Below are 12250 nucleotides of genomic sequence, written 5' to 3'. Positions count from 1 at the left end.
GTAACAAAGTTGTTAAAATTAGCTAAAATGACACTTGGTCATTTTAGCTTCAGAAGTTTATTGCGCCAAAATCGTCTTATCTAAAATAACTTTGATGTATTTTTGCAATACTTGCGGTGGTTGATATAAAAGTTGCTCAAGATTACTTTGGGTATTGGCATCTTCACCTTGTTCTATTGTGTGTAAATCGGCGGCTTGTGCCAAAATGTCTCCTAGTACAATTGGTTGATTAAATTGCACTTGTTTATTTAAGTCACAATAGTCGATATAAGCGGCCAACACTTCCACTAACGCGGCTTTATAATAAACAGGGTGAGCTGGTTGAATTAGGTTGTCGATTAAACGGGCAAAACTTTCTTCACCTGAGGTCATTGAGCTACGGATTAATTCGCTTTCTAAACAGTTTTGTTCAGAGGCTTTATCGGCAAATACAATTTTTGGACAGTGCGATAAACTTTGCCAGATAGCCGTTAAAAAATCGTCATCAAAGCGGGTGATTAAGCCTCTCTCTGAGCGCCATGATAACCAGTCAGTATCCATTGCATAAGTTTGGCGGTTAAAGTCTTTTAAATTACCATCTTGTTGAGAAAAACTGGCTTTTACATCATAGTTGTAAGCCTGATGCTGAGATTCAAGCAATGATTGAATATGCTGCATAAATTCAAACGGTGACATTTCTGCCAAACCATCTAAAGTTTTACATTGTTTAATCTCATTATCGGTACACAGTGCCAATAAATTATTTAAGTGAATAGAACGGATACCATTAAATAATTTTAATTGAGTACGCATGGTATAACCTAAAATCACCAGAATTTCCTGAATTAAGGCTCGCTCAATTGGATTACGGCTGACGGAATCTATCGTGTGAACTAATTCATCTTGCTGTAAGTTGCTGGATTCGCCGGATAAAACGGTTTGATTATCTGTCCCAATTAAAATCGTTAAGTTACGTGAGCACAGCAGAGATAAATCATCCGTTAAATCTGAATGCGACATAGATAAAATAGAAAAACACCAGCGAGCCGTTAACCAGTATTCTTTAAAGACCGCTTGATGATAACAATCAAGTACTAATTGTCTAAAGCTGAGCGGGTCAATTGAGCCGATATTTGATTCTAATCCGTACTTGTTCAACCACTGGCTTAATTGTACATATAAAGCTGCATCGCCTAATTGCATTAACTGGTTATATTCACTGGCTAATGGTTCAATTAATTGCTCTGGTAAAAGTTGCGGCGTAATTTGCAACTGGCCTTTTGTTTGGACGCTCATGCTAAATTTAAAGTTAGATAACATAAATTTATTTACTCTTGATGCGCGCTGAGCCAAGGTGGCAGAAGCGTAACCGACATTGCTGTGCTCGTTACGAAGTTGCAGTTTTTTTAAGGTATTAAATAAAGGTTTTATATTAGCTGAGTTGCACATGGACTCAGTGACCATGTATGTCATTACAGCAACTTCTTTGTTAATCCAGTGTTTGTTCAGTAAAGCAATTTCATTTAGTAAAACATCACTTTCCAATTCACCGTCGTACAGGCGATAATTATTTTGCTCGCTGTGGAGTGATGATAAACACAAATAATTGGTTTGATTAATACAGTAAGTATGTGCAGTTGCTAGGCTTTGGAAGCGGCGTTTTGGTCTGCCGGTTAAGCCTAAGGCTGGGTTAGAGCCAAGTTGCTGATAAGCTTCAGCCAATTGTGATGCTGCCATTACTTTGATTGGCGCAATTTCTTTTGCAGTTTCGGCAATAACACCATGGCTTGCTAATGTTTCTTTAATGGTTTCATTTTCAGCTAACACTACTAATGCGATTTGAGTTGGGTTGCTGCGGCTTGAACGCTGACGTAATTTTAGTGGATCTATATCATCGTCCAGCACTAAACCTTCATCCATCATCACACCTAAATAATATAAGCTTTGCGCCCAAACTAAAGGTAAGTTTTCGTTGGCAACTCTGGGTTGGCTACGTGGATTTTGTCTTTCTGCATCAATATGTTCAGGGTTTAAATAATATAGTTCAGGGATTAATAGCTGGCCGTTTTTCTCTATCATTAATGATTCGATTTTACGGCGGTATTGTTTAGCTGATTGGGTGTCTTTATCAAATAAGGCTTGAACATATAAATAGGTATAAAACAGCGGCCACTCAGATTCAATATTGGCAAAGTTGGTTAACTCGTTATGTTCATAATGAATACGGCTGTGATCTTCAATTGCTGTTTGGTGGCCGTCCCATAAAAAGCGTTTACAGCCATAATGTCCACCAAGCTCAGATAAAATTTTATCTCGAGTTTTTTGCACCAAATTTTTATCGCCAACGGCAAACGCAGGAAAGCCGATAATACTTAATAGTGCGCTATCAACTTCTTTTGAAACTGATTCTCTTGGCAGTAGGCGGGCAAGTGTATTACGCGCGCGCGAAATACCATCCGGTACTGTATGCACAACAGCCCGTTGAGAAGCATTTGCACCAAAAAGGTTAAAACCGTCTAATGCTTGCAGTGCTGCTTTGGCCATACCAACCGAGCTAGCATTGATTTCGGTTTTACCATTATTAATTTTATTACCGCGCTCCCAAATCCCATAATCTGGAATACGGTAAGCAAACCCAATGTAATAAACTAAGTTTTGAATAAAATCGACTTCATCAAAGGTATTGATAATGCGCAGCCCTGAAGCTGTCATTTGTGCCAGCATTAATAAAAAAATGGATGTGGCGTCAATTTGTAAATGTCCCCAAGCATCGTCCGCCACAACAGTTAAACCGCTGGCGGTATCATATTTAGCGTGTAGTGCATCTTGAGCGGATAAAGTATGTTTGAATACTTCAACTTTATCGGACTGGCGCATCATGGACTGCAATAAACCGCGCATCAGTTTTATAGTGGCTTGATTTAGCTCGTCACTACGCTCCGTTTCACCATGACGGCGATAAGCAATGCCTAAAGACCAAACACTTAAAATAGAATAAACGTTATCTCGCACCCAAGCATCGGTGTAATTACCATGAGTTGTGATTGCTGTACTGGCCGGAAGCAGGCCGGTAACCGGATGCTGACGGCATAAAATGATCGAGTGAATGTCTTGGTATAATTTATTTAATAACTCTGTGTTTTTCATTCGTTATTCCTTACCGCAAATGGCTGAAGTTTAACTCTGTAATATGTCGTTTTAATACATCAGGTTAATCAATAAAGCACTTCAGCTTGATTAAAGAAGACAATATCGCTGTTATGATAATTTAAGCTGCATATAAAAGCGCTTGAAATAAAATAGACCTTTCTCTGTTTGATGGTTTTATGCAACTCAGCTCAGGTATTTAGTATGTCTAAAATGTATTACAAAATATATGCCAGTTGCTGATTTTTTTATCTGGATCGCAAAAATTAAAAAGGCCACGTTTAAGTGGCCTTTATATATCCAAGCAATTTGAAGATAAATAATAACAGGTAAAATTTAACTTATTTTAACCAGCTTGGTAATTTAGCTTCATAAGCATCAATATCACTGGCGTATTGTAAGGTCCAGCCAATTGAGTCTAAACCATTAACTAAACAGTGCTTATGAAAGTCATTAATCGGAAACTGATAAACTTTACCATTTACCGTTAGCGTTTGAGCGGGTAAATCAACTTCAAACGCAACATTTGAATCAGCATTAACAGCTTGAAATAATTCTTCAATTTCATTGTCGGTTAATTTGATTGGTAAAATTTCATTGTTCATACAGTTGCCGTAAAAAATATCAGCAAAACTGCTCGCGATCACTACATCAAAGCCGTAATCTTTAATTGCCCATGGTGCGTGTTCGCGGCTTGAACCACAACCAAAGTTTTCTCGCGATAATAAAACATTAGCGCCTTTATGCTCTGGTTTGTTTAATGGAAATTCCGGATTATCTTGTGTACCGGCTTCGTCTAAATAGCGCCAGTCGTGGAATAAATGCACACCAAAACCAGTACGATCAACTTTTTGTAAAAACTGTTTTGGAATAATGGCATCAGTATCCACATTCGATTTATCTAATGGAGCAACTTTGCCGTTAATTTGAGTAATGCCTGACATTATTTAGCCTCCATTAATTTGCGAACATCAACAAAATGACCTTCAACCGCAGCCGCAGCTGCCATTGATGGACTAACTAAGTGAGTACGACCACCACGGCCTTGACGGCCTTCAAAGTTACGGTTTGAGGTAGATGCACAGCGCTCTTCAAATCCTAACTTATCGTCATTCATAGCAAGACACATTGAGCAGCCCGGTAAACGCCATTCAAAACCGGCTTCAACAAATATTTTGTCTAAACCTTCTTCTTCGGCTTGTTTTTTAACTTGACCAGAACCCGGCACAACAATCGCTTCAATCCCGTTTTTAACTTTACGGCCTTTTGCAACTGCTGCTGCATCACGTAAATCTTCGATTCGGCTGTTAGTACAAGAACCAATAAATACTTTGTCTACAGTTAAGTCTGTTAAAAACTGACCCGCATTAATACCCATGTATTTAAGCGCAGCTTCGGCTGATGCTTTTTCAACTGCATTGCTAAAATCAGCTGGATTCGGCACAACCTGACTAACCCCAATAACCTGACCCGGGTTAGTCCCCCAAGTTACTTGTGGTTCAATCTCTTCGGCTTTTAATGTTACCACTGTATCAAATTCAGCATCTGGATCAGATTTTAATGTTTTCCAGTATTCAACAGCTTCAAGCCATGCATCACCTTTAGGTGCAAACTCGCGGCCTTCAATGTAATCTATGGTGGTTTGATCTGGTGCAACTAAACCGGCTTTACCGCCAGCTTCAATACTCATGTTACAAATGGTCATGCGCTGTTCCATTGAAAGCGCTTCAATTGCACTGCCGGTATATTCCATAACATGGCCGGTTGCGCCATCCATACCGATTTTACCGATAATCGCTAAGATAATATCTTTTGCAGTTACGCCAAATGGTAATACACCATTTACTTCAATTTTCATGGTTTTAGCTGAGTTTTGTTTTAGCGTTTGAGTTGCTAAAACATGCTCTACTTCTGAAGTACCAATACCAAAGGCTAGTGCCCCAAAAGCGCCATGTGTTGCTGTATGCGAATCACCACAAACAATGGTTGTACCCGGTAAAGTAATGCCTAACTCAGGGCCGACAACATGCACAATACCTTGACGTAAATCACCCACTTTATAAAGTTGTACACCAAACTCTTCACAGTTTTTGGCAAGGGTTTGCATTTGAATACGCGCCATTGGGCTGGCTGCATCTACCGCTAATGATTTGGTTGATACGTTGTGATCCATAGTTGCAAACGTTTTATGAACCGCTCTGACCGGGCGGTTTTTCTCACGTAAGCCAGAAAAAGCTTGAGGAGAGGTCACTTCGTGAACTAAATGTCTGTCTATATAAATTAAAGGGGTTTCACCTTCGGCAGCACGTACTATGTGTGCATCATAAATTTTTTGATATAAAGTTTTGCCCATTTTAAAACTCCGACTAGCGTCAATTTGCTAGTGATTTTATACCAATTAAGCCAAAAAGGGGATTAAACTGTTAAAATCCGCACTTTTGCTTAACCGGTATATCATATTACTGGCGAAAATTAGTGTGCAGCTAATAAATTAGCTATGTAATCACCAACTTGCGAAGTGGTTTTTGCCTGATCGCGTTTGGCTGGTGGTAATAACTCACCGGTTAAATAACCGTCGTTTAAGGTTTGTACAACAGCCGCTTCAATCGCATCAGCAATATCACCGCGGTTAAAGCTGAAACGTAGCATCATTGCAGCCGATAAAATCTGTGCAATCGGGTTTGCAATACCTTTACCGGCAATATCTGGTGCGCTGCCGCCAGCTGGCTCATACATACCAAAACCTTGCTCGTTAATTGAGGCAGACGGTAATAACCCCATTGAACCGGTAATCATTGCACATTCGTCAGAAATAATATCGCCCATTAAGTTTGAACATAACATCACGTCAAACTGGTTAGGGTAACGAATTAATTGCATAGTAGCATTGTCAATATACATGTGCTCAAGTTCAACACTCGGGTAGTCTTTTGCTACTTCTTCAACAATTTCACGCCATAAAACACTGGTTTGTAATACATTTGCTTTATCAATTGAATGTACTTTGCTGCCGCGCTTTAATGCTGCTTCAAACGCAATTTTAGCGATTCGGCGAATTTCACGTTTTGAATAGCGCATTGTATCAAAACCGTATTCTTCTTCACCTTCACCGGCGCGACCTTTTGGTTGACCAAAATAAATACCAGAAGTTAACTCACGTACTACTAAGGTATCAAAACCACTTTTAGCAATATCTTCACGCAGTGGAGAAAGCGCTTCTAAACCCGGATAAATACGGGCAGGGCGTAAGTTACTGAATAAATCAAAATGACCACGCAAACCTAACAGAGCACAACGCTCTGGTTGTTGTTGTGCTGGTAAGCTTGCCCATTTAGGACCACCTACAGAGCCAAATAAAATTGCATCTGCTGCTTCACAAGCTTCAACGGTTGCTTTTGGAAGCGCTTCACCGTGATTGTCAATTGCAGCGCCGCCAACATCTTTTTCGTCAAATTCAAATTTTACGCCAAATTTGTTTTCGGCTACTTTTAACACCTTTAAGGCTTCAACCATAACTTCCGGGCCAATACCGTCGCCGGCAAGAACTGCAACTTTCATTGTGTTTTCTGACATTAGTGATTTCCTAATTTTATTTATTTGCTTACTTAGCTTGCTCGTTTTGTTTAGCTTGCTTTTGTAATTCAATTTGATCTGCTCTGTAGGTTAAGTTCATCACATGAACCAAAGCTTGCGCCGAAGCTTCTACAATATCGGTCGACAGACCAAAACCTCGATATTTTTTGCCTTTGTATTTTACAACAATATCGGTTTGCGCTTGTGCATCTTCGCCGCCAGTTTTGGCTGCAATTGCATAATCAATAACTTCTAAATCGAGATCGACCAAGTTTAATAATGCTCTGTATGTTGCATCAACCGGTCCGTTACCCAGCGCTGAGCCCGCGATTATATCACTACCAACTTTTAATTTAACCCCAGATGTTGCAGTTTCGTCAGTTCCTGAAACGGCAGCTAAATAAGCTAACTGGTAATGCTGTTTATCCAGTTGTTGCTGATTAAAATAAAGTAGAGCTTCTAAATCGTAATCAAATACCTGACCTTTACGATCGGCTAGTTTTAAGAAGCTGGCATATAGCTCATCTAAACTATAATCTTTTTCGGTATACCCTAGTTGTTCCATGCGGTGTTTAATAACATGACGGCCGCTGCGCGATGTCATGTTTAGGTCGTTAGTGCTTTTACCTATACTTTCCGGGGTAATAATTTCATAGGTGTTTTTCGCTTTTAATACGCCGTCTTGGTGAATACCGGATGAATGACTAAATGCATTAGCACCCACAATCGCTTTATTCGGCTGAACAGGCATATTACATAACTGACTGACTAAGCGGGACGTATGGTAAATCTCTTTGGTATTAATCCGGCTGTTGGCAGCAAATAAATCCTGACGGGTATTGAGGATCATCGCGACTTCTTCAAGAGAGCAGTTACCAGCTCTTTCACCAATACCGTTAATGGTACATTCAATTTGGCGAGCGCCGTTTTGCACCGCTGAAATTGAATTAGCAACGGCTAACCCTAAATCATTATGACAATGCACCGAAATAATCGCTTTATCTATATTCGGAACGCGATTAAATAAGGTATTGATAATACCGCCAAACTCATTAGGAATGGTATAACCTACGGTATCCGGAATATTGATTGTTTTTGCACCTGCATTTATAGCTGCTTCAACCATTCGACATAAGTTATCAATTGGTGTTCTGCCTGCATCTTCACACGAAAACTCAACATCATCGGTAAATTTGCGCGCATATTTTACCGCGTTAACGCCCATTTCCAATACTTGATCAAAGTTTCGTTTTAATTTTTGCTCAACATGAATGGTTGAGGTCGAAATAAAAGTATGGATACGAAATTGTTCAGCAATACTGAGTGATTGAGCGCAGGCATCTATATCTTTTTCTACTGCGCGCGCTAAACCACAAACAATTGAGTTTTTAACATTTTTAGCTATGGTTTGTACGGATTCAAAATCACCCGGGCTAGACACAGGAAAACCCGCTTCCATTACATCTACACCTAAACGCTCTAAAGCCAGTGCAATTTGTAATTTTTCGCGCACAGATAAACTGGCTGACAGTGCTTGTTCGCCATCGCGTAATGTTGTATCAAAAATTATGACTCGATCAGACATATTTTTACTCCTGCATTGTATTTAGCCCGGAATCGGCGCAGCTCTAACAAAAAACCCGCGCTTTAAGCACGGGTTTTTGTTTCGGTATGTGATGGTATTCGCTCGAAACAAACTCACCCATGCGCAAAGCGCTTGAGTAATAATAAGTTTGTCAGCAAATAAGTCGTCATCATTTATTCAAACCTAAATTTGATATAGATTAATCAAAGGTATAAAACCTGTAGAACTGGTTATTTTGAGTTGCCAAGTTAATAATGTCAATTACTGATTCTACTTTTAACTTGGCTGTTGGCTAAGATACGCTTGAAATTCATCAAATGGCATAGGTTTAGCGTAAAAATAACCCTGAATAATATTACAGCCAAGTTCAGTTAAGCGGTTGATTTGTTCTTGGGTTTCAACGCCTTCGGCAATGGTAATCAGGTTTAGTTTTTGACCTAAAGCAAGAATGGTTTCTACAATCACTTCGCCATTGGTTGTATCCATTTCATTAATAAAAGAGCGATCAACTTTCATGGTCGTAATTGGTAGCTGGTTGAGATAACTTAAAGATGAAAAGCCAGTGCCAAAATCATCTAATGAAATATTAATACCGTGTTGTTTTAGGGTATTAAGCGATTCAATAATCACTTTCGGGTTATCCATTAAAATGCTTTCGGTAATCTCTAAGCCAAATTGCTCGGGCGATACATTAAATAAATCAATGGTATTGCAAAGTTTAGAAATAAAAGTAGGGTCCCTAAATTGAGCAATCGATACATTGACTGAAATATTAATGTTATGAATCCCACGGTTTTCGAGCTGTTTTATATGGCGACAGGCTTCTTCAATTACCCAGTCCCCAATTTCATTAATCAAGCCACTATGTTCGGCAATTGGAATAAAAATATCTGGTGAAATCATATTGCCTTGTTCGGTTTTCCAGCGGAGCAGGGCTTCACAACCTGTTGCTTTTTGAGTATCCAGCGATATTTGAGGTTGCAGCCAAAGCTGTAATCGTCCTGCTTGAAAATCTGCCCTAAGTTGCTGCACCATGCCTAACCGCCACGCCATTTTTTGTTCAAAAGCCTCATCAAAATAAGCAAATGACGGGGCATGAGATTGTTTGGCTTGATTAAGGGCAATATCAGCATATTTTAAAACTTGCAAGCCGGTTTGAGCTGTTGTTTCCCGCTGATAAAACCCTGAGTTGACATAAATTGGAAATCTTTGATTAGCCACTAATAACGGAAAACTAAATGTATCTTCTATTTTTTCAGGGGACACTTTATCCGCAGATCCAATAATGCCAAATACATCTGCATTTATCCGTGCAATCTGGCAGCTTTCACCATATTCATCCTGCAAGCGGTCGGCACAAGCTTTTAATAATTGATTGCCAATTTCCTGACTTAACCCATGATTAACTTCTGAAAAATGACAAATATCGACCAGTACAACTGTATCGCCTAGAGAAGGTTGTTCAATAAATTTATTGAGTGATTTAATAAATCCGGCCCGGTTTTGCAAGCCGGTTAGTTTATCGGTAAAAGCGGTAATTTTTAGCTCTTTAATTAAAGTGATGTTATCGAGCGCGATTGAAATATTGGCTAAATAAATTTCGATATATGAGCCTAACTCAGCCAAATTTGGGGTTGCATTAATATACAGCGCAGCTTGGTATTTCTGATTATTAATAAATAAGGTTGTATCCTGCTCTGAAATTATATTTTGTTTTTGATTAATGCATAAACTAACTTGGCGAATAATACGGTCATTGTCGATTAACTCAAGTGCTTGATTTTCATATTGCTGGTATTTTTGACTCCCACCCATAACAATAATTGGCGTTTTTTCAGCTAAGGTATTTTTAATTGCTAATAAGCCATCTGGTAGTATTTGGGTTAACAAACAAAAATGCTCAATAACCAGCTTAGCGAATTGATTAATCTGATGCTGTTGTTGCAACGAAGTGCTAGCTAAAATAATATGCTCAAGATAAAAATGGTTTTGCTTAATCTGACAAATTTGTTTATAACTGCGTAGAGCTGAGATTAAGGTGGTGACCAGTTTATTGCGAGTTAATTCAGTTTTGGTTTTATAGTCATTAATATCATATTCTTGCACTACTTGTTCTTCAGGGGCGTAACCTGGCTGGCCTGTACGCAAAATGATTCGGGTATCGTCTCTGTGTAGCTCATCACGAATTTGTTTCACCGCATCCAAACCTGCATTGTCGTTTTCCATTACGACATCCATTAATACTATAGCCACATCGTTATGACTTTTAAGGTATTCAACAGAGTCTTTGCCTGAATAAGCGTGTCCAAATAATAAAGGTTTACCAAGAATTCTCACACCAGAAAGTGCAAGTTGCGTGACTGTGTGTATTTCTTTGTCATCATCAACAATTAAAATGTGCCAGCCATATTCATCTATTGAAGTTAAACAAGCTTCTTCATTTTCTTCTGCAAACAAAAAAATATCATCATTGCCTGTTGAATTCATAAATAACCTTTATTTTTCACTAGTGAGCTTTAAGCTACAGTTTAGAAAGGTAAGTGAACTCGTTGCGCTATATAAGCTATATAAATTGGAGCAACTAGTTTCCGAGAATGGTTGATCCCTTTAATTAAATTTTAATGATGAAAGATCGACACATCTTAACTAATAGCTTAGGTAGGAATAGATAAGAAATAAAGTTTGTATATATTCTTTTAGCAAGTTTATTAAATCAGGTAGACTCAAACAATTAGCTAATATGATGTAAAACTACCTAACAAAATCTGGAGTAGTGCCATGAAAATAGAAACTAACTCTAATGTTAATTTAAAGCAACCGAACTCCCCTCCACAATCAATAGAACCTAAGCTAGAAGCTCAGGGTAAGGCTACACCGCCAACCCAAATACAACAAAACTTAAATAATGGGAAACAAAATACACCAAAAGTAGCGATAGATAATACGGCTCAAAATTTACAAAAACTTCAGGCCATAGCAATTAAATTTGGTTTAGATAAAGCTACAGGGCCGGATAAAAAACCTTTTACCTTAGAGCAAAGAGCCAATCGCCGAGACCGATTAAAATTAGTTCAAAAACAACAAAATTTAGAGCGGATTTTAGAAGATGCGGCAGAATATATTGATAGTTCTAACGCCAATGAAGAAGTTGATCCGGATTGGCTGTATCAGTTTTTTGAAGCGGCTGAGAGTATTTATTCGCGGCCAATGCAGCAGCTTTGGGGTAAAATTTTGGCAATGCAAACCGCCAAACCTAATCGTTTTTCGTTACGGGCATTAGATACACTCAAAAAAATGACTTATCAAGAAGCTTGTACTTTTCAACTTGCCTGCGCGCTGTTGTTAAAAGATAAATCAGGAACGGGCGGTAAAATTATGACAGGCTTATATCGCCAGCAAGGTATTTTAAACTGGTTTAAACCAGCCAAAGCAAAACACATTAATTTAAGCAAATTTGGACTAAGCTATCCTGACTTATTAAGTTTAATCGACCTAGGATTAATTTATTCTAGTGAAATAGAAAGCTCGCCTTTCCCGCTTGGCCATGCGCTGGCATTAGAAACCATGCAATCAAAAGTTATTCTCACCATTAAACAGCCAAATATTATTCTGACTTATTATAAATTAACTCAAGCAGGCAGAGAGTTAGCCAGTTTAATTGCAACCAGCGCAAAAGAAGAATATTTTAATCAACTCAGCGAAATATTTGCACCTGAGTGTGAAGTAATAAAAAGTTAGTGATTTTTAGCTTAAATAGAAAAAAATACAGCACAAGGAATAATAAAATTATAAAAAAATTGGTTGTGGAAGCTAGATTTGAAGCAACGACATTCCAGAGTGCAGCCCGAGGGCGAGTAAAAGAATAATAAAGATGAGACTAAAAAAGAATTGGTTGCGGGAGCTGGATTTGAACCAACGACCTTCGGGTTATGAGCCCGACGAGCTACCAAGCTGCTCCATCCCGCG

The 12250-nt window shown here is 38.7% G+C and carries 7 protein-coding genes and 1 tRNA gene; 1 reads left to right on the top strand and 7 read right to left on the bottom strand.

Going from position 1 to position 12250, the window contains the following annotated elements:
* Positions 1–57: 57 nt before the first annotated feature.
* The 6 genes from N7931_RS10555 to N7931_RS10530 form a co-directional block, all read right to left on the bottom strand.
* Complete coding sequence (locus tag N7931_RS10555) at positions 58–3126, bottom strand: glycoside hydrolase family 15 protein (protein WP_262793927.1); 3069 nt, start codon at positions 3124–3126, stop codon at positions 58–60.
* A gap of 341 nt (positions 3127–3467) precedes the next feature.
* Positions 3468–4070 (bottom strand): 3-isopropylmalate dehydratase small subunit, encoded by a 603-nt coding sequence (leuD, locus tag N7931_RS10550; protein WP_262793926.1) that lies wholly within the window; start codon positions 4068–4070, stop codon positions 3468–3470.
* A complete protein-coding gene (gene leuC, locus N7931_RS10545; RefSeq protein ID WP_262793924.1) occupies positions 4070–5479 on the bottom strand; it encodes a 3-isopropylmalate dehydratase large subunit in 1410 nt (469 codons plus the stop codon). Before leuC ends, leuD begins: the two co-directional genes overlap by 1 nt.
* Positions 5480–5598: 119 nt before the next feature.
* Positions 5599–6699: a 3-isopropylmalate dehydrogenase gene (gene leuB / locus N7931_RS10540; protein ID WP_262793923.1), complete on the bottom strand. Its 1101-nt coding sequence runs from the start codon at positions 6697–6699 to the stop codon at positions 5599–5601.
* A 28-nt stretch (positions 6700–6727) separates the two neighbouring features.
* Entirely contained in the window at positions 6728–8284 is a 1557-nt protein-coding gene (leuA, locus tag N7931_RS10535; protein WP_262793921.1) for a 2-isopropylmalate synthase, read from the bottom strand.
* A 276-nt stretch (positions 8285–8560) separates the two neighbouring features.
* Complete coding sequence (locus N7931_RS10530) at positions 8561–10771, bottom strand: EAL domain-containing protein (RefSeq protein ID WP_262793919.1); 2211 nt, start codon at positions 10769–10771, stop codon at positions 8561–8563.
* Between the two features lie 291 nt (positions 10772–11062).
* On the opposite strand from N7931_RS10530, the gene N7931_RS10525 reads away from it, so the two are divergent.
* On the top strand, positions 11063–12022 hold the full coding sequence (locus N7931_RS10525) for a TIGR03899 family protein (protein WP_262793918.1): 960 nt from the start codon (positions 11063–11065) through the stop codon (positions 12020–12022).
* A gap of 151 nt (positions 12023–12173) precedes the next feature.
* Here the strand turns inward: N7931_RS10525 and N7931_RS10520 are convergent.
* Positions 12174–12250 (bottom strand) — tRNA-Met (locus N7931_RS10520).

Source organism: Catenovulum sp. 2E275 (assembly GCF_025515275.1).
In the GTDB taxonomy this organism is placed as follows: domain Bacteria; phylum Pseudomonadota; class Gammaproteobacteria; order Enterobacterales; family Alteromonadaceae; genus Catenovulum.
This window is presented reverse-complemented; position numbering and strand designations above follow the sequence as displayed.